At 32.3% G+C, this 25,008-nt stretch carries 19 protein-coding genes, 1 pseudogene and 1 riboswitch; of the genes and pseudogenes, 3 read left to right on the top strand and 17 right to left on the bottom strand.

All coding sequences use genetic code 11. From position 1 onward, the window contains the following. Positions 1 to 120: 120 nt before the first annotated feature. The 7 genes and pseudogenes from KJ971_07910 to mscL form a co-directional block, all read right to left on the bottom strand. Positions 121 to 651, bottom strand: coding sequence for a hypothetical protein (locus KJ971_07910; protein ID MBU1145755.1), 531 nt, complete (start codon positions 649 to 651; stop codon positions 121 to 123). Beyond that, complete coding sequence (locus KJ971_07905; protein MBU1145754.1) at positions 638 to 1,063, bottom strand: hypothetical protein; 426 nt, start codon at positions 1,061 to 1,063, stop codon at positions 638 to 640. The genes KJ971_07910 and KJ971_07905 overlap by 14 nt, the downstream gene beginning before the upstream one ends. A gap of 19 nt (positions 1,064 to 1,082) precedes the next feature. Next, a riboswitch (cobalamin riboswitch) is annotated at positions 1,083 to 1,246 on the bottom strand. Between the two features lie 45 nt (positions 1,247 to 1,291). Then, positions 1,292 to 1,552, bottom strand: a complete 261-nt coding sequence (locus KJ971_07900; GenBank protein ID MBU1145753.1) for a metal-sensing transcriptional repressor — start codon at positions 1,550 to 1,552, stop codon at positions 1,292 to 1,294. Beyond that, positions 1,549 to 4,034 (bottom strand): annotated as a pseudogene (locus KJ971_07895) (heavy metal translocating P-type ATPase). The gene KJ971_07900 and the pseudogene KJ971_07895 overlap by 4 nt, the downstream one beginning before the upstream one ends. A 92-nt stretch (positions 4,035 to 4,126) precedes the next feature. Next, a complete protein-coding gene (locus KJ971_07890; GenBank protein ID MBU1145752.1) occupies positions 4,127 to 4,753 on the bottom strand; it encodes a chloramphenicol acetyltransferase in 627 nt (208 codons plus the stop codon). A gap of 30 nt (positions 4,754 to 4,783) precedes the next feature. Beyond that, positions 4,784 to 5,608, bottom strand: a complete 825-nt coding sequence (locus tag KJ971_07885) for an aldo/keto reductase (protein ID MBU1145751.1) — start codon at positions 5,606 to 5,608, stop codon at positions 4,784 to 4,786. A gap of 94 nt (positions 5,609 to 5,702) precedes the next feature. After that, positions 5,703 to 6,104 (bottom strand): large conductance mechanosensitive channel protein MscL, encoded by a 402-nt coding sequence (gene mscL, locus KJ971_07880; GenBank protein ID MBU1145750.1) that lies wholly within the window; start codon positions 6,102 to 6,104, stop codon positions 5,703 to 5,705. Between the two features lie 139 nt (positions 6,105 to 6,243). On the opposite strand from mscL, the gene KJ971_07875 reads away from it, so the two are divergent. Further along, positions 6,244 to 6,621 carry a RidA family protein gene (locus KJ971_07875; protein MBU1145749.1) on the top strand — a complete coding sequence of 126 codons (378 nt, stop codon included), beginning with the start codon at positions 6,244 to 6,246 and terminating at the stop codon, positions 6,619 to 6,621. Positions 6,622 to 6,678: 57 nt separating this feature from the next. On the opposite strand, the gene KJ971_07870 is transcribed toward KJ971_07875, so the two are convergent. Next, a complete protein-coding gene (locus KJ971_07870; GenBank protein ID MBU1145748.1) occupies positions 6,679 to 6,840 on the bottom strand; it encodes a rubredoxin in 162 nt (53 codons plus the stop codon). 227 nt (positions 6,841 to 7,067) lie between these two features. Here KJ971_07870 and KJ971_07865 point away from each other — a divergent pair, with 227 nt between their 5' ends. Further along, a complete protein-coding gene (locus KJ971_07865; protein ID MBU1145747.1) occupies positions 7,068 to 9,170 on the top strand; it encodes a sodium-translocating pyrophosphatase in 2,103 nt (700 codons plus the stop codon). Between the two features lie 326 nt (positions 9,171 to 9,496). On the opposite strand, the gene KJ971_07860 is transcribed toward KJ971_07865, so the two are convergent. The 3 genes from KJ971_07860 to KJ971_07850 form a co-directional block, all read right to left on the bottom strand. After that, the gene (locus tag KJ971_07860; protein ID MBU1145746.1) at positions 9,497 to 10,633 is read right to left on the bottom strand and encodes a leucine-rich repeat domain-containing protein; all 1,137 of its coding nucleotides are present in this window, start codon (positions 10,631 to 10,633) and stop codon (positions 9,497 to 9,499) included. Positions 10,634 to 10,866: 233 nt separating this feature from the next. Beyond that, positions 10,867 to 11,349: a flavodoxin domain-containing protein gene (locus tag KJ971_07855; protein MBU1145745.1), complete on the bottom strand. Its 483-nt coding sequence runs from the start codon at positions 11,347 to 11,349 to the stop codon at positions 10,867 to 10,869. Between the two features lie 45 nt (positions 11,350 to 11,394). Further along, the gene (locus tag KJ971_07850; protein ID MBU1145744.1) at positions 11,395 to 12,759 is read right to left on the bottom strand and encodes an aldehyde dehydrogenase; all 1,365 of its coding nucleotides are present in this window, start codon (positions 12,757 to 12,759) and stop codon (positions 11,395 to 11,397) included. A gap of 101 nt (positions 12,760 to 12,860) precedes the next feature. On the opposite strand from KJ971_07850, the gene KJ971_07845 reads away from it, so the two are divergent. Further along, positions 12,861 to 13,799 carry an NAD-dependent epimerase/dehydratase family protein gene (locus tag KJ971_07845; protein ID MBU1145743.1) on the top strand — a complete coding sequence of 313 codons (939 nt, stop codon included), beginning with the start codon at positions 12,861 to 12,863 and terminating at the stop codon, positions 13,797 to 13,799. Positions 13,800 to 13,825: 26 nt separating this feature from the next. On the opposite strand, the gene KJ971_07840 is transcribed toward KJ971_07845, so the two are convergent. The 6 genes from KJ971_07840 to KJ971_07815 form a co-directional block, all read right to left on the bottom strand. After that, a complete protein-coding gene (locus KJ971_07840; GenBank protein ID MBU1145742.1) occupies positions 13,826 to 14,461 on the bottom strand; it encodes a deoxynucleoside kinase in 636 nt (211 codons plus the stop codon). Positions 14,462 to 14,641: 180 nt separating this feature from the next. Beyond that, positions 14,642 to 15,241 (bottom strand): pyroglutamyl-peptidase I, encoded by a 600-nt coding sequence (locus tag KJ971_07835; GenBank protein MBU1145741.1) that lies wholly within the window; start codon positions 15,239 to 15,241, stop codon positions 14,642 to 14,644. After that, positions 15,238 to 15,963 (bottom strand): HAD family hydrolase, encoded by a 726-nt coding sequence (locus tag KJ971_07830; protein ID MBU1145740.1) that lies wholly within the window; start codon positions 15,961 to 15,963, stop codon positions 15,238 to 15,240. Before KJ971_07830 ends, KJ971_07835 begins: the two co-directional genes overlap by 4 nt. 154 nt (positions 15,964 to 16,117) lie before the next feature. Next, the gene (locus KJ971_07825) at positions 16,118 to 17,128 is read right to left on the bottom strand and encodes a LacI family transcriptional regulator (protein ID MBU1145739.1); all 1,011 of its coding nucleotides are present in this window, start codon (positions 17,126 to 17,128) and stop codon (positions 16,118 to 16,120) included. Positions 17,129 to 17,268: 140 nt separating this feature from the next. Further along, positions 17,269 to 22,089: a DUF5011 domain-containing protein gene (locus tag KJ971_07820; protein ID MBU1145738.1), complete on the bottom strand. Its 4,821-nt coding sequence runs from the start codon at positions 22,087 to 22,089 to the stop codon at positions 17,269 to 17,271. Positions 22,090 to 22,111: 22 nt separating this feature from the next. After that, positions 22,112 to 24,928: a hypothetical protein gene (locus tag KJ971_07815; protein MBU1145737.1), complete on the bottom strand. Its 2,817-nt coding sequence runs from the start codon at positions 24,926 to 24,928 to the stop codon at positions 22,112 to 22,114. Between the last annotated feature and the right edge of the window lie 80 nt (positions 24,929 to 25,008).

Below are 25,008 nucleotides of genomic sequence, written 5' to 3'. Positions count from 1 at the left end.
ATTCTTTTTACATCTTATTATTAATTATACTTTTAAATTTGTATTATCGCAAGAACCTAAGTCTTTTTTGTCGTAAATAAAAAGAGACAATGATATGTCTCTTTTTCTATGAAATAACAGTTATAGTTCACTACTACTTTGATTCATTAAAGATAAAAGTAGTTTTTTTAAAGGAACATATAATAGAATTACTGTAACAATATTGCTAATTGCCATCATTATTTCAAATGGTAAATCGCTAATAAAATAAGGCCACAATCTATCAATTCCAATTTCTAAAAATTTAGAAGGTATAAATAACCATCCATATACAAATCCAAAAATGAAAGAGACCATAATTAAAATCCAAATTTTTTGATGTTGAAGTTTTTTAGAAACTAGTACTAAAAGAATCCAACCGATTAACATAGGAACTACGTAAAGCATGTTAAAAGAACCCATAATTAAACTATCGATAATGACATATCCAACCGTTAAACTAATTAACATTGAATAAGGCAAAATTGCAGCATAAACCATTAATAATACAACGGTAAATTGAATGTTTGGTAAAAAGATAAGTAGTTCTTCTTGTACAATTAATACCGCTAAAAGCATTGCGGATAATGTGATATTTCTAATAGTATGTTTTCGAACATCAACCGATTTCATAAGTTCCATATTTAAATTGATAAACCGATCCATCAATAATATCTGTCGTATCAATTCCGCTTAAGGCATATTCGTCATTAATATAAAATTCAATAAATTCTCCATTATTATAGGCTTCTAAATCACCCACCGAGAGCAAATACACTCCATATAGTCCGCTATAAGAACAGGTTTCATCCGTGCCGCCTAGTTCATCTTGACAAGATACGGTAAAGTTTTCCATTAACAAGCCAAGAAGGGTGTCTCCTTCTTCGTAATCAACGGTAACCCTTGACAGTAAAACATCTTCTTGATCATAAATTTCAAACGTAATTTCTCCATCTCCAAAAGCTGTGTTTCTCGTTGATTGACATCCTAAAAAACTTGTAAAAACCAACAAGAACAGTAAAAAACCCAGTACAATTCTTTTCATTTTATCCCTCTTCTATGAAATTATATTTAATTAATTAGGTAGGTCTCCCGACTTCGCTTCAAATAAATCTATGCCTTCTCGATTTAACAATGGCTATTATAGATTCATCCACATTACGGTTGCTGGTACAGTTGAAGAATTACACTTCATTCCCTGTTATACACCTAATGAATTATTTTTATGACTGATTAATTATAACATGTTTTTTTATGTTTTCAAGATGTCTTTTTACTTATTCAATTTATCAATGATTTGAATAATTTCTTGAATTTTAATCGTAGCATCTTCTGTCAATGTATCTTTAACACATGAATTCAAATGTGCTTGTAGCACAAGTTGATTTGCTTTTTTTAGGATGGCCGTAGAAGCTAAAAGTTGATGTGAAATTTCGATGCAATATCGATCTTCATCCACCATTTTTAAGATACCTTCGATTTGACCTTTTGCAGTATTTAAGTATTTAATTACTTCTTTGTGATCTGCTTTCATGCTAATTCCTCAATGGTAATTAGTTCATATCCAGCATCTTTAATGCAATCAAAAAATACATAATTTTCAATTTGTTGATCTAGTGTAATAATGGCCTCGTTTTTTACGAAACTTACTTTAACTTTTTTTACACCATCAAGATTTAATAGTGATTTTTCAACTCTCATTTCACAATGTTTACAACTCATTCCCTTAATTATTAGTTTCTTTTTCATAATATTTCCTCCATTTTATTTGGTTTAATCCATTTTAATCTTAATGCATTTAAAACAACAGTCACACTACTTAAACTCATTGCAAGACTTCCAAAAGTAGGATTTAATCTTAATCCAGCGAGCGTATAAAAAACACCAGCAGCAATTGGAATTCCTATTATGTTGTAAAAAAACGCCCAAAATAGATTCATTTTAATATTGTTCATCGTTTTTTTACTTAGTTGCAATGCAAATACTGCATCAAGTAAGTTATTCTTTATTAAAACGATATCAGCAGATTCAATAGCAATATCACTTCCAGCTCCAATAGCAATTCCGATATCAGCTCTAGTTAAAGCAATGGCATCATTTATTCCATCACCAATCATAGCTACTTTTTTCCCTTGAGATTGTAAATCAATAATTACTTGTTCTTTCTGATCTGGTAAAACTTGGGCAAATACTTTTGAAATGTTTAAATCTTCTTTAATCGCATTTGCAGTAATTTGATTATCTCCCGTTAGCATAATTACTTCAAGTCCCATTTTTTTCATTATTTGAATGGCTTCAACGCTTCCTTCTTTTACGCCATCTTTTAATGAAATTAGTCCTATTATAGTATTGTTTTTAACTAAATATACCGATGTTTTGCCAAGTTTCGCCAAATTGAATTCATAATCCTTAACTTCTTCAATTGAAATCGATAAAGAAGTCATAAGCCCCATATTCCCTACAAAATACACATCATTTCCAATGGATGCTTTCACCCCCATACCAGATAACGCCTCAAAATCATTTGCTTTTTGTTTTGATATATTATGTGTTTTTGCGTATTCTACAATGGACTTACCGATTGGATGTTCTGAACCATCTTCAAGTGAGTAGGCAATTTTCAATAAATCAGCCTCTAAATAATCATTTAAAGGTAAAATATCTGTTATTTCAAAGATTCCTTTTGTAATGGTTCCTGTTTTATCTAAAACAACTGTATCAATTAAATGAGTTGTTTCCAAACTTTGTGCCGATTTAAATAAAGTACCATATTCTGCTCCTTTTCCTGTGCCTACCATGATAGCGACTGGTGTTGCAAGTCCAAGAGCACAAGGACACGATATCACAAGAACCGTTATCGACATTGACAAAGCAAAAGAGAATGAATTTCCTGTTAAATACCATCCTAAAAAAGTTATTAAGCTAATTCCAATCACAATAGGAACAAAAACACCACTAATTTTGTCAGCTAATTTTTGAATAGGAGCTTTCGAACTAGATGCATTTTCGACCAATCGAATGATAGTTGCAAGCGAAGTATCTTCTCCTACTTTTGTGGCTTTAAACTGAAATGATCCCGATTTATTAATCGTAGCTGTAAGCACTAAATCTCCTACTTTTTTTTCAACTGGTAAGGATTCTCCTGTTATCATTGCTTCGTCAATTGTGGAATTTCCTTCAAGAATTATTCCATCTACTGGTATTTTCATTCCTGGCTTGATTAAAATAATATCATCAATTATTATTTGATCTACTTTTGTTTCTTCAAAAGCATCACCTTTTTTGACTTGAGCCATTGTAGGAGCTAAATGAATCAATTTTTGTAGAGATTCCGAGGTTTTACCTTTGCTTTTTGCTTCAAGAAATTTTCCTAGTGTTACAAGGGTTAATATAGCACCAGCCGATTCAAAATAGAGATTCATGTGATACTCTTCAACTAACCCTAAGTTATTTGTTCCAAGCCCAATTCCCATTTGATAAATAGCAAATACTCCATAAAAAATGGCAGCAAAAGATCCTAAGGCAATTAGAGTATCCATATTGGGAGTTCTTTTGAATAAATGTAAAAATCCAATGGAAAAGAATTTAAAATTAATAAATATAATTGGAAGTGTAAGTAAAAACTGAGTAAAGGCAAAAGTGACGCTATTTGATAAACCATTAAACATAAAAGGTAAAGGAAGTCCTATCATTGTTCCCATAGATAAATATAATAAAGGAATAAAGAAAATTGAAGAAACGATCAATCGTTTTTTCATTGTTTTATATTCCAATAGTTGAGGATCTATATCATTTGATTTCTTTATTCCTACGATAGAGGCGTGATATCCACCTTTTTCAACAGATTTAATGATGGAATCAACATTACTTTGTTCTTCATCAAAATCAACAATCATAGAATTTGTGAGCAATGAAACGCTCACTTCTTTTACTCCTGATACTTTTAATACGTCTTTTTCAACATTTGATTGACAAGCTGCACACGTCATTCCTCTGACATCAAATTTTTGTTTCATACACCCCACCCCCCGTGATGTATATTATAACATTATATATTAACTCTTGTCAAATGAAAAGAAAAAGCGCAAAAGAATTAGCGCTTTTATTGTTATTGAATTGAGTTTATTGTATTTGATAATAACTGATAAAATTTTCCTACATGAATTCCATCACATAATGCATGATGTGCCGATAAAGATATCGGAATTATAACTCGATCATTTTCTTTAAAAAATTTACCCCATGAAATTCTAGGTATCGAATCTGGGTGTTTAGTATCAAACGGATGACTTAAATTGGTGAATGTTACCCACGGAATAGCCGAAATATAGATTAAATCATCTTTTCCTGGAATGTCATCTAAATTTTCATGGATTTTGACATAGTCTATGTCTTGATCTACCTTGTGAAGAAAGGCTTGAAAATCTTCGGTAAAGGTTGACGTAACAAATTGAAACAAATCCTCGTTTGCTAATACAGTATAAGATGGGTGAATGGTGTCATGTAAAATTACTTCATTCCCGCGAATTCGATATTTTAATTCTGGAATATCGTTGACAACTTTCATTACATAATATAATAAAGTTGCAAAAAATGAAGTTTGATTTTTCTTAGCAAAATGGTATAAGTTTGTAATATCAACATTTGCAGTAATGCTAAAGTGAGGCAAATCAAAATCTTTATAATAGTTATAATGTTTTTTGCGATGCCAACTATCTACATCAATTATTTTCATTTGAATTCTCCTGTGAATTACAGCAATGATTTATCTTGGAATTTCAAGATGATCAATAATCATCATATCTTCTTCTGAAATTTCAAAATCAAACACATCAAAATTACTTTCAATTCTAGCTGGAGTTACTGATTTTGGCAGTGGCAAAAATCCGTGTTGTAAACTCCATCGAATAGCTAATTGTGCCGCACTACGATTATATTTTTTGGCAATTTCATGAATTTGTTCCACTTTAAACAAACGTCCCGTTGCAAATGGTGAATAGGCTTCAATTAAGATATCATAATTTTTAGCATAAAGAACTGTTTCAGTTTGTAAAGCTCCAGGACATAAGTAAATTTGATTTATATGTGGAGCAAAACGTGTTTCTTCTACTAAAGGGATTAAGTGTTCTGGTCTAAAATTTGAAACACCAATTGCTCGAATTTTACCTTCTTGGTATAATTTAATAAATGCCTTCCATGTTTCAACGTTTAAATTATTGTATTCAATTCCGTCCCCTTCTTTTCCCCAAGGTTTCGGAGCGTGGATTAAGTACAAATCTAAGTAATCAACACCTAATTTATTTATTGTTTTGTCAAATTCATCTAAAGCTACTTGATACCCTTTCATATCTGCTCTTAATTTAGAAGTAATAAAAACTTCTTCTCTTTTTAATCCCGAATCTTTTATGGCTTTGCCAACCGATTCTTCATTTTGATATGCAGCCGCAGTGTCAATATGTCTATAACCTATTTTTAAAGCTTCTAAAGTTGCGTTATAAGCCATTTCTCCGTTTGGAATTTGCCACGTTCCAAAACCAATAGATGGAATGGAAATTCCGTTTTGAAGTTGATAATTTTGTTTTACTTTCATACTATCCCTCCCGTTACTAAATACATTATATCAAAAGAAAGCGTTTTACACCAGTGAAACACAACAGATACAAGTTTTTATTAATATCAAATCATTATGTATTTGATTCTGATTGTTCTATATTTACAACTTGATTTTTTAAGAGTTCAATTTTCGTTCGAAATGTCATAATAACTTTTAATGCTAGAAAGACAGCTAAAGCGACAATCAAAAAATCAAAAATAGACTGAATAAAATTTCCATAAGTAAGGAGTACTGCATCTTCTGATAAAATTAATTGTCCTAAAGTTTGATCATAGGTTGCAGTGCCCTTTAAAACAACATATAGACTTTTAACGTCTCCTTTTGTTAACAAACTAATAAGTGGCATAATTATATCATTTACTAAGCTTTTTATAATAGCATTAAATGCAGTTCCTATTACAATTCCAATCGCTAAATCCAACGCATTTCCTTTTGAAATAAATAACCCAAACTCTTTTATAAATTTTTTCATAATTAGTTCTCCTTTGTATATGATTTAATTTTACATACAACTTTCAAGAATTTCAAGATAAATTCAATTATTAATTCATTATTACTCTTGATATTACTCTTCTTACTATCTATAATGTAATTTATAAGGAGGGTTTTATATGAACAAACCCATCACGTCAAATAATGCACCTCAAGCAATTGGTCCCTATTCTCAAGCAGTTCTTACAAGTAATACGTTGTATGTATCTGGTCAACTTCCAATTCATCCACACACAAATCAATTCGTAGGAAATTGTATTGAGTGTCAAACCAAACAATCTCTTGAAAACATTTTACAAATTGTACTCGCTTCAAACCTTAAAAAAGAAGATATTGTTAAATGCACAGTTTATTTAAAAAATATGAGCGATTTTCCTAAAATGAATGAAGTATATCAATCTTTCTTCGATTCTCATAAACCTGCAAGAGTCACCGTTGAAGTAAGTAAACTTCCTAAAGATGCACTCGTTGAAATTGATGCAATTGCTGTAATTTAAATCTCATATCTTAAAAAAAACAATCGCCACTATTGGCGATTGTTTTACTATATTTTACTATTCAATTGGACTAAAGTTTTCTTTTGTAACACCACAATCAGGACAAACCCAACTATCTGGAATATCTTCAAATGAAGTACCTGCTTCTATTCCACCATCAGGATCGCCAAATTTTGGATCATAAATATACCCACATACTTCACATACCCATTTTTTCACAATTATTCCTCCAATTTCTATTATTTTTTCTAATTTCAAATTAAGTATAATGTATCATAGCCTTAAAGTCTTGTCAATACAAGTTAAAAAATCAATTCATTGAACTATTTAATTTAATAAATTATTAATATTAATATTGAATTATATTTCTTATAGAAACCTTATTGAATTGATATTAAATTCATGATAAAATTATAAAAGATGATTTACAGAATGGAGCTGAAACAATGAACACGATTTTCGCAATTATTTTTTGTATAGTAATAGCTATGCTTGCCTTTGGATTTGCAGGATGGCTTTATAGTTGGGTTAAAAGACAAGAAAGTACCAACGAAAAGATTCACTCTATCGGTGAATTAATTAAAAGCGGTGCAAATACTTTTTTAAAGAAAGAATATATTATATTAGCAAAATTTGCCTTTATCGTTTCAATTCTTATCTTTGTTTTTTTACCTTCACCTATTTGGAAAGGTGAAATTATTGATAACATAACAATTACGATTGCTTATTTATCAGGAACAATTTTTAGTGCTTTTGCTGGTAAAATCGGTATATTTGTAGCTACCATTGCCAATATGAAAACTGCCGAGGCTGCCCAAAAAGGAATTAGACCAAGTTTTCTAGCTGGCTTTCGTGGAGGAGCTGTCATGGGAATGGCGGTTGTTGGAGCTAGTTTATTAGGTATTTCACTTGTGTTTTGGATTACAGAAAATCCAACGATGTTATTAGGCTTTAGTTTTGGTGCTTCTTCTCTTGCTCTTTTTGCAAAAGCCGGTGGCGGGATTTTTACTAAAACTGCCGATATTTCAGCAGATTTAGTTGGAAAAATCGAATTAGGAATACCTGAAGATGATCCTAGAAACCCTGCAGTTATTGCAGATAATGTAGGAGATAACGTAGGAGATGTTGCCGGAATGGGCGCTGATTTGTTTGACTCTCACGTTGCTTCTATGGCTGCAGCACTTGTCATGGCAGTTGCCATTGATACTTTGACTGGATCTCACAATTCAACAATGGTTTTTGCCTATGCTGGAATTGGATTGCTTTCTTCCATTATTGGAGTAGCATCTGCAAAAATGGGAAAAAACGGCAATCCTACTAGAGCATTAAATATGAGTACTTATACTACAACTATTATTTTTGCATTACTAACTGCACTAGCAACTTTACTTTTCCATTTTCAATGGAGAATCTATTTTGCTGCTTTAATTGGTCTGTTAGTTGGAGTGGTAGTTGGAATTGCAACAGATTATTTTACGGACGACTCTAAAAAACCGGTTAGAAACACAGCAAAAGCTAGTGAAAGTGGACCTGCGCTTACTATTATTTCTGGAATTAGTTATGGGTTCTTATCTGTGCTTCCTGCAATGATAGGAATTGCTGTTTCTGCTTTTGCAGCATATAAAATCACTGCTCCACTTGGAGCTACACCAGAGCTTCAAACTCAATACGCACTATTTGGAATTTCTATGGCCGCTGTTGGAATGCTTTCAATAGTTGGTATGATTATTTCAAATGATGCTTACGGACCTATTGTGGATAATGCAAGAGGTTTAGCAGAAATGGGAGGACTAGGTGAAGAAGTAATCAAGATTACTGATACTCTAGATTCTGCAGGAAATACTGTTAAAGCCGTAACAAAAGGATTTGCAATTGGTGCAGCAGGACTTACAGTTATTTCTTTATTAGGAGCTTTTATTACCGAAGTCAATACTTCAATCGTTGAATTAAATCTTGCAATAGACCAAATTGTTGGATTTGATATTATGAATCCTTTGGTATTTTTCGGTTTATTAATCGGAGCTGCAGTACCAGCAGTATTTAGTGCACTTTTAATGCTAGGAGTTACAAGAAACTCTGAGCGAATGGTCAAAGAAATTCACCGTCAATTTGAAGAAATTCCTGGATTAAAAGAAGGCGTTGAAGGGGTTATGCCTGAATCAGATAAATGTATTGAAATTGCAACAAAAGGTGCCCTTAAGGAATTAATTCCTGCAGGCCTATTTACAATCGTTATTACAGTCGTAGTCGGTCTTGTAGGTGGGGTCTATGCCATTGGTGGTTTTTTAGCTGGAAACATCGTGAGCGGCTTATTACTAGCGTTATTCATGTCAAACAGTGGTGGCTTGTGGGATAATGGTAAAAAATACATTGAAGCTGGACATCATGGAGGAAAAGGTAGCGATACTCATAAAGCCGCAGTCATAGGCGATACCGTAGGAGATCCATTTAAAGATACTGCAGGTCCTTCCATTAATACTCAAATTACGGTTGTTAGTCTTGTCGCAAGTCTGTTAGCTATCATCTTTTTAACTTTTTCCATTTTCTAAAATACGATGTTATTACAAAAAATTAAATGGACAAAGTATTACTGAATACGTAAAGAACTATAAGATTAAAAATTATTTTGTTAATTAAGACGTAATTTCTATATTCAATAGAAGTTACGCCTTTTAATTTTGTTTGAAAAAAACGTTATCATTATTTCAGAAAAACTCTAAAAATAAAGAAAGCACTTAATTATCATATCAAATAATATAAATTCGTGAAATGCACATAAAAAAAGCCCCTAAGGGCTATATTTTGATATGCATATTATTTGATTTGATTATTTATAATACCGCTTCTTATCACTTCACAGTTAACAACCTCATTTTTAATTATCGATACTTGTTGTTGCGAAATAATAGCCCTCGAAACCTCCTACTGTATCCGAATCGATTGCTTCAACAGCGTGTCCAATCCAAAAAGCTTCGTCCATGATTGCATTGTCTTCAGCACTCATGGAAAAAACAATTTCAATTTTAATGTCTGGAGACGTGTGATTTAAATAGTAAGCATATCTATAGTTAAGCGAAAAAAACCAAACAAAATAATCTGCCAATTCATCAACTGGTAAAAAATCTCTTGTTTTGAATTCAACACGTGTGACGCAGTTTTTATTAATTATATTGGGATGATTACCAAAAATGCCTCTTGCCAAACTTGTGATTGTTGAAGGAAATACAATACCAGTCAGTTGATTGCTACCGAAGGCGTTACCTCCTACCTCTTCTAACCCTTCTGGCAAAACCAGTTCGCCAACGAAACTTGAAAAGGCAAACGCAGCACCTTGGATGATCTTAATGCCTGCAGGGATATTGATGGTGGTATTGGGGGTGTCATAGAATGCACCTATTCCCACTTCTTCAAGCGTCTTCGGCAATACAATTCCTCCGAAATCCGTGGATAACATTGCATAATCATCGATTATTACTATGTTATCGGGAATGGTTATCGTAATATTTTCTTCACTTGGATTTTCAATCCAAACTAAGCGAGATCCGTCTTTTGAGGTTATCGCTTTGTAACCGTCAATCTTTGTTTCTTTCAAGTATAGGTGTCCTTTTGGAATCGTTAGCGAGACTCTTGTCAAAATCCATGTCAAAGCTGATCCGACATCTTCAATCTTTTTCGGCACGCGAAGTTCCGACAAGCTTGTCAATACTCCCAGCGCGTTCTCTTCGATGCTAGTAATACTATCTGGAAGCGTGAGGCCGGTAATATAGAGGTTGATTGTACCGTTCCCTGAAAAAGTTGTATAGCGAATTTCAGTTACTGGAATGCTATTGTAAGTAGATGGAATAATGACTTCAAATGAGTCGCCCGTATAACCGACGACCGCATATTCAGATTGATCTTCAATTAATTCATAGACTAAACCTTCGGTACCAATTTCTTCTTTACATCCCCATAAAGAAAATACTAGCAAAAATAATGTTGCTATCAGAATTTTCTTAAATAATGATTTCATGATGACCCTCCTTCTACTTGTCAATCTCAATGTCAGGATATATTGCATTGTATCTATAAGAATCATATGACTGATGTAAATAGTAATATTTTTTAAATGATATAAAATTTTATTAGTGAATATATAATTAAATATTAGCACTTTATTTTTTTTGTCAACAGAGAATCTTTATATATTCATTCCAAAAACAAAATGATACCTAAAGCTTAATAGAACAAATCAAATACCTTATTTTATTTTGGTAATTTAAGAATTTCATCTACCCATAATTCGATTTGATAAGAAACTTCTGGTTTTAAAGGACCAGTAGATGAAACTACAAAAAAACCTTTTGGTTCTTGTAGTACCGTTGCATTTCTTTTTTCAAGTGTTTTTTTCATATGATCAGCTGCAAAACCAAAGCATTTCATCATTCTTTTTAGAAATCTGGATTTAATATCGATATAATCGATTCTCGTATCAAATACAAATACTTCCTGATTGGTAAAACAAAAAACTTTGCTTTTTAAAAAAGCTGACATAGAAGGTGATGGACGAAACCCTCTAGTGGGAGAACCGAAAATCACATAGTCCTTTTCAATAAAATCATCTTGTTCTACTTTATCGACGTGTTTATACGAAACTTTATGTCCTTTAGCTATAAATTCGTCTTTAATCAATTCTGTTACCTTTAACGTGTTCCCATAAAACGAATCATAAATAATAAATATATTCATATTTTTCACTCCTTTGTTAGTTTATATTTAAAATAGATATCTATTTTATTTTAAAAAATGTTTTAAAAAATCGAATTTAGATTTGCTATAAGGATGATACCTCATAGGTAAATCAATCCAGTTTGATCTTTTTACAATAGAACGTTTATTGGAAAAAGTATCAAAACTCTCTAATCCGTGGTATTTGCCCATCCCACTTGCGCCTACTCCGCCAAACCCCATTTGTGAACTTCCAAAATGCATAATAGTATCATTAATCGTTGCCCCTCCAAAACTTAGACGATTATATACTTCTTGTTCAACCCGTTTATCGTGTGTAAACAAATAGAGTGCTAACGGTTTAGGTTGTGACGAAATATATTGATAGACTTCCTCCAAGGAATCATAGTGAATGAGAGGTAAAATAGGCCCAAATATTTCTTCCTTCATTACTTTTGATTCAAATGTTATATTATCCATTATAGTAGGGGCAAATTTTTCATCTGAATAATTTCCGCCTATTACTACTTTATCCATTTCTAATAGCCCAATTAATCGCAATAAATGTTTTTGATTAATGATTTTTGGATATTCCAAAGATTCAAGAGGAGTCTCTCCAAAAAATTGCGTTATAATTGTTCTCATATGTTTTAAGAATTCTGAAACTTGTTCTGGTAAAATGAATAAATAATCAGGAGAAACACACGTTTGTCCTGCATTTAAGAATTTTCCAAATGCAATTCGTTTTGCGGCAAGATATAGATTAACGTTTTTATCTAAAATGCAAGGACTCTTTCCACCTAATTCTAAAGAAACAGGTGTTAAGTGTTTACTTGCTTTTTCCATAACTAATTTTCCAACCTCACTACTACCAGTAAAGAAAATTGAATCAAATTGTTCTTCAAGCAATTCTTTGTTTTCTTCTCTTCCACCAAGCACACACGTAACGTATTCCAATGGAAAACAAAAATCAAGCAATTCTTTAATGACATTAGAAGTGTTTTTAGCGTAGGAAGCCGGTTTTACAACCACAGTGTTTCCTGCTGCAATTGCACCAACTAAAGGATCAATTGCAAGCTGAAAAGGGTAATTCCATGGGCTCATAATTAATGCAACGTCTAAAGGCTCTTTGAAAACAAAACTTTTAGCATGAAATAAGGTAAAAGATGTTTTTACTCTTTTGATTTTCATCCATTTTTTAAGGTGTTTTAATGTGTAGGAAATCTCGGCTAAAACAATTCCTATTTCTGATAAATAACTTTCAAATGAACTTTTATTTAAATCTTGATATAACGCATCATTTATTTTTTCTTGATAAGAGAGAATTCCTTTTTTTAAAGTAAGCAAAGCATTTTTTCGATACAAATAATCTTTTGTTTTTCCAGTAGCAAAAAAAGCTCGTTGCGTTTCTACTATAGAATGAATTGTCATGTTAAACCTCCAGCAAATGATTAATTACTGAATTATTATATCATAAGCAATTTTTTTTTGATATAATAGCAATAAAGTTGCTTTTTTATAAGGAGATTTTTATGATTATTATTACTGGAACAACTGGACATATAGGAAATAATTTACTTCGGATAATGATATCTAAAGGATATGATATAAAAATACTGTTAAGACAAAGTGGTAAAGCCATTTCTGATATTAAAGTAAAAACTGCTTATGGCGATATTTTTGATCCTGTATTTCTAGCAAAAGAAATTGCTTTAGGAGATACTTTAATACATTTAGCTGGCTTTATTGACTTAAGTAATCGTTTTTTAGATGAATCAGTTCAAATTAACGAAACTGGAACAAAAATTATTATCGATTTTTGTCAAACTCATCAAATCCGTTTTATTTATACTTCTAGTGTCGATGCAATTTACCGCGAAAAATCAACATTAAAGATTAAAGAACCTTGTGATTTTTTTCCTGAGAAACTTCACTCAAATTATGCCAAGACAAAAGCAAAAGCAACTCAATATTTATATAATAAAATGACAAAGGAAGATATGAATGCTTTAATATTATATCCTTCTGCAGTGATTGGTATACATGATTACAAACCATCTGCAGCTGGAATAGAAATACAAAAATCCTTGAAAAGAAAAATCTTTTTTTATGTAAAAGGCGGATATAATTTTATTGATGTTATAGATTGTTGCAACGCTATTATTTCTGGATTAGATAAAAATTTAAGTGGAAGTTATATTCTTTCCGGATACAACCATTTGATTAAAAAATTTTATGAAGAAATCAATTTCTTTGCACAAAAGAAAGCTATTTATTTTTGCATTCCTGGTTTTTTAGCCAAAGCTTTTTCAAGGTTTGTCCCTGGCTTTTCAAGGATGATGATTGATGCAGTTTTAGATAATTACCAATACGACAATACGTTAATGAAAAAAGATTTACTAGAGGAGTTAACCCCTTTTCCTGCAACAGTAGAAAAAACAATTCGATGGTTTCAAAATCGTACTACTTGATATGAAATAAAAAAAGAGGCAACCCTTTAAAAGGTGCCTTTTAATTTTTCTTGAATTTCAGCAAATTTCATTTCAATTGTCTTAATAATTTCTTTAAATTCGTTTTCTTGTTCCATATCATTAATTCTTAACCAAAGAATTTTCGATTCAGGAACTTTATAATTTTTAAATATTCGCTTTAGTACGGAATAATAATTTGCATAATGAAAAGATAAATACTCTTGTTGACCTTGTTCAATATCTCTGCCTCTGCTTCTAACATTATCAAATAATTGATCTGTTTCTCTTACAATCACTAAATGAATGTCCACATCTGGAATTCGTTTTAAATGTTCATCTGCAATGGCATAGGTAAGAGCCACTTCCATTGCCGACATAATTCCTTCAAGTCTTAGTAATTCGGTAAAAACAAGATTAGAAAATAACGTTGAATCACAAATTACATTGTCTAGATGTTTTGTCTTCCACATTAACAAAAAAAGCGAACTGTAAAAAGCGTTTTGAGATAGTAAAGCAAACGTTTCTTTGTCTTTGTAAAAATAAGGTAGGTATTCGTTCTTCTCCACAGGTTCTTCTACTAAAGTCGAGTGATAGTAGTCTGCTAACTTCTTAGATAAAGTTGATTTTCCGCTTCCAATGGGGCCAATAATACCTATTCTCATAATTTCCTCCTGTTGAAAATAACTATGTTTATTATAAACAATTATTAAGTAAAAGTCAAAATCTTTGCCAGTTTTTTTTGTTATTTTTTTTATATTTTTGTGTTTTTGTTTTGACAAGATAGACCAATAGTAAAATGATCGTTTCTTAACAATTGTTAAAACATTAGTTTCAGAAGCTTTTTACTCTTTTTCACTTAAATATTTTAGAAGTTTCTCGAGAACCAAAACTCCCGTTTTTAAAGAAATTGCTGGCTTATTATTTCCCTCTGTTTGACTTTCAAGCAAAGGGAAATGAATAAACCCTATTTTTGTATTCAAACTCGAAATTTTAGCAAAGTAAAGACTAGTATATAATGCCAAATTACAAATATAAGCCCCCGCAGTCAAAGAAAGCTCAACTGGTAATTTTGTATTTTCTATAGAATTTAAAAACGGCATGAAATCAATGGTTGAAAATAAGGCATCTGGGCCTTCTTGAATGATTTTTTCTCCTCTTTTTAATACTCCAGAATTATCAGGAATATTTGCATACATGAAATTAAGTCCAACTTGTTCTAATGATATCATCTTTCTGTTGGCTGCTTGACCACATAACAATAAATAATCTGGTTGATAGTCATTAAGCAATTTAAAATAAAGATCTTTATCATAGACTACAGGTAATGTAATTTTAATCATTTGTACATCTTTAGAAGTAAAATTGATTTTTGAAACAATTTCATAGGACGAATTGATTTGTTGACCATCAAATGGTTCAAAAGCAGTAATCAAAATGTTCATTTTTTTGCCTCTAAATCTGGAAGATTACTTAAAAAGACATATAATTCTTCAAAAGAACCGTGTTCATATAAAGAAATATCGACTCCTTTGTGATTGTTTAAACAATCAGTTAATAAAAATGTTGAAGCTCCTAATGACTCTATAATCATATCCTCTGATGCATCATTGCCAACCATTAAACATTCGCTTGGAGTAACATTTAATTTTGTAAAGATCGTTTCAAAGTATTTTAGATTAGGTTTTGCAAAATTAGAATTTTCATAGGTAGTAATTATTTCAAAATCTGATGTTTTTAATCCTGCCCATGCGATTCTTTTAAACGTTGCAATTTGAGGAAACAATGGATTAGTTGCAAGTCCGATGCGATAACCCTTCTTCTTTAATAAATCAATGCATTTTTTTGCAAATATAGATGGATTCACTGAATTTCTAACTTCATCAAAATGCGTTTGATAAAATTCTAAAAAATCCTGTTGAAGAGCATTCAAATCACATGAAATCAATTTTTGAAATGTATCCCAAAATACGATTTCATTTGAATGAACACCATCGTTTTCAACCATAGCTTTTGTTCCAATCCAAACAGCCTCAACAAACTTTTTTTTATCAAATCCTTGTTTGGAAAAAGTTTCACCAATTTTTGTAAAATATATATTAATAAATTGGTCTTCATCTAATGGCAATAACGTACCATCTAAATCAAAAAGTATTGTATTTATCATTTAATCTCCTTCAAAAACATATCTGTTATTATACCAGTAAAACTTCTCTTTTTCAAACAAAAAAGAAGATATAAATCTATTTTAGTATTCTAAAAGAATTAACATTGTATAAATGAAAAAACCAAAGTAAAAGCCAGCAAATGCTGGCTTTAGATTATCTTGTTGAATTTCTTAAAACTAAATCAACAGGAATTTTTTTAATAATATCATTTTTTTCAGTTTGATGCTTTATTTTTGCCAGTAAAATCTTGGCTGCTGTTTCAGCAATTAATACTTTATCTTGTCTTATGGTAGATAAACTTGGAGTAAAATGTTTTGCATACTGAATATCATCAAAGCCAATAACAGAAACATCATTTGGCACCTTTAATCCTTTATCTTCTAATGCTCTTATGACACCAAATGCTAAATCATCCGAAAAAGATAAAATCATATTTGGAACTTCAGTTACATCGTTTAACATTTCAATGGTTGCATTGTATCCACTAGTAAAGCCAAAAGATTGAGCTTCTTTATAGTAGTTTTCTCTTAAAATCAATCCGTTTTTTAACATGATGTTATGATATGCTGCAAGTCTTTCAGAAAAAGCTCTCGAAGTTAACGGGCCTGTAATACAAGCAATTTTTTCAAGACCTCTTGAAATTGCGTATTCGATTCCTAATCTTATTCCCTCATAATCATCAGATAAAACTGAATTTAAATGAGGCATAATAATGTCGGTTGAAACGGAAGGAATATCGCTGTTAACTAATTCAATGATATGCTTGTTATTGATATTTCCTGAGACAATTAAAACACCATCAACTCGTTTGTTTTTGCACCATTGAAGGTATGTTAATTCGTTATTACCTAGTTTATTTACAATAAAAACAATTTCATATCCTTGTTTCTCTACATAATTTTTGAATTGTTGAATGATACTTGCAAAAAAAGGATGCTCCAAACCGATTAAGGAAATGTCAGAGAAAATAACGCCAATGGTCCAACTAAATTTAGATTTTAATATTCTAGCATTCGTATCAGCCACATATCCAATTTTTTTAACATAATTTAAGACACGTTCTCTTGTTTCTTGACTTACATTTCCATTATTATTTAATATTTTCGAAATGGTTCCTGGAGATAGATTCATTGCTTTTGCTACATCATAAATGGTCTTTTTCACTCCGTCACCAACATTTCTTGTAAAATATTTTTACTATATTATAGTATATAGCAACTTTTTTGTAAATCATTTGTCAATAAAGATAATCAAGGCGAGCAAAATTCTTGCTCGCCCTGATAGGAAAAAATGAGAATCTTGTGTTAACCTACGGTTACGGTTCGTGTGATAACAGATTCATTTCCATACTTGTCAATAAGCGTATAAGTTACTGTATAAGTTCCTGCAACGCTTGAATCAAACACATAAGCATCTACTACAGTTGAAATTTGATCTCCTGTAACAACAACATCTGCAACAGTTAATAATCGATCATAACTATCATAGACTGAAACTCCTAAAATTGGGTCATAGACTTGATCTACTGTTAAAACTACATCATTAATTCCTAAAATCATAGGTGCTGTTGTATCGTCAACGTACCCTACTAATTCAATAATAACGTCGTCTAAATAAATTGTTGTTTCAACTGAAGTTGTACCAACAAGACCCATGAAGAATGCAAATTTACCATTTGAGAAACTTGCACTTTGAGGTAATCTAACATAAGTTGTATATGTATTCCAGTCTGTTTCAATATTAAATATTTGATCAAACAGACGAGTTGTAGTTGAATATCCACCTTCAATAGCCATTTGAATTGGTCTTGCAATATCTGCTTTGGCTGAGAAAGTAATTTTATAGATACTTCCTGATTCTAAAACACGGCTTTGTTGATAGAATTGAACGCCCCATGCAACAGTTCCAAGAGCTGTAACATCAATAACTGCTACGCCATCGATAATACTTGCTGTAAAGGTTCCAGTTCCATGCCATCCCCAACCATTTATTGCAGGTTGAGTATAAGGTGTTGCTTGATCTGTTGAGAAATCTCCATTAACAACCGTAAAGGTTGAAGGAAGTAATGTTTCTTGAACTGTAATGGTTCTTAATACGGTTGTGAAGTTTCCAGAAGAATCTCTTACTGAGTAAGTTAAAACGTAATCTCCTGCTACTTCTACATCTACTGTACCAGTAACACTAACATATTCAGGTAATAATGTTCTATCATGATCATCAATAACTTTAATGCCTAACATAGGATCAAATGCTTCTCCTAATTGTACTATGGTGTTTTGAACACCAAGAATTTGTGGGGCAACAACGTCATTAAATGAATCAACTTCAACAACTGTAACATCATCAATATAAATGGTTGTAGGAACACTAGTACCAACTACATTTCCTAAGAAGAAACCAAATTTACCGTTTGCGATAGAAGCTGCATAAGTATAATCACATTCGATGGTGTAAGTAACCCATTCAGTAGTTATGTCAATGTTAAGATCAAACAATCTAGGAAGACCACTACTTTCTAATACAACATTAATTGGTCTTGCTATGTCTGCTTTTGCTCTAAACGTAATTAAATAACTTGATCCAAGTTCTAAAACTCTACTTGGTAAAAAGAATTGAACTCCATAAGGCACATCCCCTAAACTTGTTACATCAATGGTTGCGATTCCTTCATCAATTGATAAAGTGAATGCACCTGTTCCACTTGTTTTCCAGTTCCAAAGTGTTCCATCGGTTCCAGAAATTGCTTGTGGAGTTTCGAAATCTCCATTTTGAATAACAAAGGTAGAAACTGGGTCGCCTGCAGAAACAGTAACGTTTCGTACGATGGTTGTTTCATTTCCAGATTTGTCTGTGACAACGTAAGTAACTGTGTAATTTCCTGCAACACTTGAATCAAACACATAAATACCTTCAACAAGTGTTACTTGATCTCCTGTCACAGTAATAGCTGTTACAGCCAATAAACGATCTAAGATATCATAAACTAATACTCCTGTCATAGGATTGAATACTTGATCGATATCAATTGTGACATCATTTACATTAGATAATACTGGTTCTTGTGTATCTTCTACATAACCTATAAGTTCAACAACTACGTCATCTAAATAAATTGTAGTTGGAACGGAAGTTGTGCCAACAAGTCCCATGTAGAATCCAAATTTACCATTATTGAAACTAAAACTATTTGTGATACAAACTTCTGTTTCATAAGTTACCCATTCTGTTGAAATATCAAAGATTTCATCGTACAAACGGTTTGTACTTGAAGATCCACCTTCAACTGCAAATTGAATAGGTCTTGCAATATCAGCTTTTGCTTTAAAGGTAACTTTATAAATACTTCCATATTCTATAACACGGCTTAGTTGGAAGAATTGTACTCCATAAGGAACAGTTCCTAAGCTTGTTACATTGACAGTTGCAATTCCTTCATCAATCGCTAAAGTAAAGGCACCCGTTCCACTTGTTTTCCAGTTCCAAAGAGTTCCATCGGTTCCAGAAATTGCTTGTGGAATTTCGAAATCTCCATTAACAACCGTAAAGGTCGAAGGAAGTCCTGATGCTACAACAGTAATGGTTCTTGTAACTTGTGTCACGTGATCTGCAGCATCTGTAACTGTATAAACTAAGTCATAGGATCCAAGAGTTGTATGATCTACAGTTCCTGTAATAATGATATCTTCTGCAGTTAATAATTTATCATTGAAATCCCATACTCTAACTCCAAGTAATGGATCAAATGCATTTCCTTGAATTAAAATGGTATCATCTACTCCAATAAGAGCTGGAGCAACGGTATCTGTAGCTTCTGCAATCGTAACGATGGATACATCATCTAAATAAATAGTAGTTGGAACACTAGTTCCTAATACAGCACCTAAGAAAAATCCGAATTTAGCTGTAGTGATTCCTGCGCCTGTATTATTGTACTCTATCGTATAGGTAGCCCATTCAGTAGTAAGATTAAAGTCAGCATACATTATGTTTGACCAGTTAGCAGTGTTTTCTAACACAACTCTAATTGGACGAGGCATATCTGCTTTTGCTCTAAATGTAATTAAATAGACTGCGTCAGTAACCGTGATTCTAGAATCTTGATAGAATTGAACACCATGAGGAACAATTCCTACATTTGTTACATTAATTTCGGCAATTCCATTTTGTATTTTAGCAGTAAATGCGCCTGAACCACTAATTTTCCATAACCATCCATTGGTTGTTACGGAAACTAGTTGATCTCTTGAGAAATCACCGTTTACAACAGTAAATGTTGTAGGTGCAATTCCTTCAGCAACGGTAACGATTCTTGTTTCAGTTGCAGTATTTCCAGAAGCATCTGTAATTGAATACGTTAAAGTGTATTCTCCTGCAACAGATGTATCAAGAGTATCTAAGCCTGTAATAGCGATATCAACGATTCGTAATGATCCGTCTTTATTATCGGTAACTCCGACTCCAAATAATTCGTCAAAAGTATCTCCAATCGCTATTGTAATATCATCAATACCAGTAATAACTGGAGCTTCTGTATCTGGTAAAGTTGGAATAGCTTCAATTGTAATATTATCGATATAGAATGTTGTTGGAACAGATGTTGTTCCTACAAGTCCTGCAAAGAAAGCAAATTTTGCAGTATTAATTGTTTCATTCGAACGATAATAATCAAACGTAATTGTTTGCCACTCGGTTGTAACGTTATAAGTATAATCAAATTGACGAGTATAAGCTGCATTTTCTAATACAACTTGGATAGGTCTTGCATTTAATGCTTTTACATCAAATGAAATTCGGTAAGTTCTTCCTTGTTCAACTACTCTGTTTAATAGATAGAATTGAACTCCATGAGGAACGTCACCTAAAGCTGTAACTACGATTTCAGCATTTCCATCGACGATTTCAGCAGTAAATGCTGCGCCATTTCCACCTGTTTTCCATAGCCATCCTTCAGCAGATGAAGTTGCTTGATCAATAGCAAAATCGCCATTTGGAACAACAAATGTTGATGGAGGAGGTGTCAAGGATACGGTTACTTCTCTTGTATATTCTCGACTGTTTCCTGATGCATCTTCAATTGTATAAGTAAGTGTATAAACATCGGCTGTATTAATATCAACCGTTCCAACAATAACGATATCATCAACTGTTAAAGTTAAATCAAAATCATCAGTTACAGTAACACCTTGTAATGGATTAAATGGCAATCCAATTTCAGAAGTATAGGCGCCAACTCCACTAAGAGTTGGAGCAGTATGATCTCCAGGTAACTCTTCTAATTCTGTAATAGCTACGTCATCAAGATAGACAGTTGTAGGAACAGAAGTTGTTCCAATTGCGCCTAAAAAGAAACCAAGTTTTCCTGTAGTCATTGAAGGGTTAGTTACTTCAAATGCAAATTCATAAACAACCCAGTCAGTTGTAACATCAATTGTTGCTGACCAATATTTTAAATAAGTTGTTCTATCTTCCAATTGAATAATCATTGGACGGCCAGTATCGGCTTTTGCTCTAAAGCTAACTTGATAAATCTTACCTGTTTCTACAATTCGATCTACTTGAGAGAATTGATTTGAATAGGTTAAAGATCCAATTGCTGTAACAACGTAATTTAAAACGCCTTCAACGATAGTTGCGCTACCAGCGCCGCCATCTCCAGCCCAGTGTCCCCAAGGAGCTTCTAAAACGTCAGAGAAGTCACCGTTTACAATATAAAAGGTGTTTAATAAAGCTTCTTTAACTCTTAGAGTTCTTGAATCTACTGCGGAATTTCCAGCAAGGTCAAAAACAGTATAAGTAAGAGTGTACGTTCCAGGAACTGTAATATCATAGTCTCCTGAAAGTTGAATATCTGCTGTAATAGTTCCATCATGATTGTCAAGTGCTGAAACCCCATCCCAAGGATCAAAGGCATCACCCACATAGATGGTTACATCTGTAATTCCCATTAAAATCGGGTCAGTAACATCAGGTTCTTCTGTTACTGTTGTCGTGGTGGTAGTTGCAGTAGTCGTAGTTGTAGTAGTCGTTGTTGCTTGTGTCGTAGTAGTTGTAGTAGTCACTTCAGTACAAGCAATAACACTAAATAGTGCAAAAAACATCACGAAGATTAAAAATAATTTTTTCATAAGTCCTCCTTAAATAAAATTTTTATATTTTTGGTTTCTTGAGAAAACGAATTCCCAAGAAAATAAATCCCGTTATAAAGACTACTCCTCCAGAGATTGCTCCAATAATCCATCCAAGTGGGTTTGTATCATCAACTGGATCTGGATCAACTGGATCTGGGTCTACCGGATCTGGGTCTACCGGATCTGGATCGACAATTTCTTCAGTTGTGTCAATCACTTCAATTTGAATTAAATCGCTATAAATAGTCACTTCTTCACCACTTGCGAGCGTTGTAGTGAACGAAGCCATTAAAACTGTATTTCCAACAGTTGTCATTTCGGTTACATTACTTGAACTATCTATAACAATACCTGTACCAGTATCACTATATATTTCAAGAGTTGGAATGTAAGGATAACTAAATCCTTTTGGAGTCATGATGTTTCCTCTAAGTGAAATTTGAGCAGGTTCAGCTAAATCATAGGTGTAAGATAGTTGATTCATCGTAAATCGATTAAATTCATTTTGTAAAATGGAAGTAATATCGGTTGTAATTCCTCCAACTCCTTTTAAATAATAAGTATATACATTTTCAGGAGTGCTTAACGTCCAAGGCCAAATGGTAAGTCCACGATGATTCATTTCTTGAATGTATACATCTGTAAGTGGAGAATATTCAGGATTAATGGTTGTTTTTGCAGGAACAACAGAGTTTAAGGTTGCAATAATACTGGATTCTAAATTTGCTGAATTGATTAATCCTGTTGATAAATATCCAACAGAGATATTAGGAAGTACTTCTCTCATTTTTGTAATTTGAGTTCCAATAAATGAAATCACAACTACTTGATCACTAAAATCATATTCATCAATTAATAATTTTAAATAATCAACAATTTCAACGTTTGAACTTTTAATTTCAATAAATAGAACTAAATCTTCTCCTTTAAAAGTCTCAAAATATTCTTCAAGTGTTGGAACAGGAATATCTGGGAATGTTCCAAACGTATCATTCATAGTTAATTCTCTTAATTGAGCTAAAGTAGATTCTTCTACTATCAAAGAGCCATTTGTCGTTCTAGTCGTTGTAGCATCATGCATAACTATAATTTCATTGTCAAGCGATAAATAAATATCTAACTCGACCACATCAGCACCAGCATTCATAGCAAGTACAGATCCTTCTACTGTGTTTTCTGGAGCTTCAGTTGACATTCCTCTATGGCCAATAATTAATGGTCTACGAATCAAAGTATTTTCTGGAAACGTCGCATATAAATCAAATAAGGATAAATAATCGTCTGTAACAATACCATTGGATCCAGATAAAATTGCTTCAAGCATTGCTTCGTTTCCTAAATCACTTGTTTCAGCCCATACTGTAATCAAACGATGTTGTAAATAAAATACATTGTATTGATTTGTGTATTCGATAGGAAGGATGGTAGCTACAGCACCAGCAATATTTGTATTATCCCGAATTTCAAGTAAATCTGCATCGGATAAAACAGGATTTGTATTATCATATGAAATTTCTAAAATTCCTCTTAACATATTGTATTCAGCTCTTGCTGTTTGAATAACCGAAATGTTAGGAGAAACAATAAATGCATCTCTTACTCCGTAAGTTTTAAGCATGGAAGCTATCGTTAAAGCAATTTCATTGTTTTTTGTATAAAATGCAGGAATTACTTTATCTTTTGCTGCATCTAATGCTTCCATAAATGTACAAATTGGAAGTCCATTGGCTTTTACAACATCAAAATTACTGTTTATTCTTAAAAAAGCAGTTGCTGGTCTGATTTCGTCTCCTAAAGCTTGAATATCTTCTAAAGAGTCAATTGTTTTGATTGCGGTAGGCGCAACGATTATTCCTGATTCAGGGGTATATAATACAGGAATATTAGAATATTCTACCGTGGAATTATCAATGTACTCTACTGGCATAGTGATTTTGATATTATCATAGATGGCTTTGGAACCACTTGATTGCATCCCAATATAACCACTCGAATAATCAGATGCACTCTCATAAGTGATAAGCAATGAATCATTAATCGATTCTTTTACAACGGATCCTTTTAAATCAATTTTTAAACGATATGTTGTGGCAGGATTAATTGCCTCAGAATAAGCAATGGTAATCGGAACGTTCCAGTTACCATTGATGGCTTTGGCAAACTCAACTCCATTATCAGCAGTTGCGTTTTGTCTTATCGCCATTTGAAAATAATTATCAAGGCTAAATCGATACATTACAGATGCCCAGCGTGTAGACTCAACTGCACTTAGAAGTGTAAAATCGGTTTCAATAATGTAATTTTTAAATCCTTTTAAATATTCCGGTAAAAGAACTTGCGATGGAGTTGATGTTGCAGGGGAATCTAAATATAAATATTCATTTTCAATTCCTGCTGCCCCTTTTACAAGTGTAAAATCAGAAGGAATAGCTCCGTCTGAAAGTCCATCAAAATTTTCTTCATAAATAATGTATTCAGTATCTTCTACCGCTTTGGCAAAAACATATATTTTGATTGATTCCTCGCCAGAAGTAAAAGTAAATGTATGAATTCCTGCCGATGAAGCTTGCAACAAGTCACCAGTTTGTACTAAAGAGGCACTCAAATCAGTTAAATCTCCATTTGATAATAGTACATCTTCTGCAATTGTTTTATAAGCAATTGTAGTTAAATCTATGTCAACTCCAAAATCTACGAATAGATAGGGTCTTGTCTCTCGAAGAACAAACACATCATCTTCTCCTTCTGCTTGAACAAGCAATTTATCAAAACTTAAAAACCCTAACATAGTTAAGGTTAAAATTAGTATGGAAAATATACTAAGGATTTTTTTCATAAATACCCCCTGTTGTTTTTAAGGAAATCGGTTTCCTAAATCTATTATATTGAATTGTGATAGCAATTGTCAAGTGTTTT

The organism is Bacillota bacterium, from assembly GCA_018818595.1.
Taxonomy (GTDB): domain Bacteria; phylum Bacillota_I; class Bacilli_A; order Izemoplasmatales; family Hujiaoplasmataceae; genus JAHIRM01.
The sequence above is the reverse complement of the archived record's forward strand: the minus strand, read 5'-3'. Positions and strand labels throughout refer to the sequence as shown.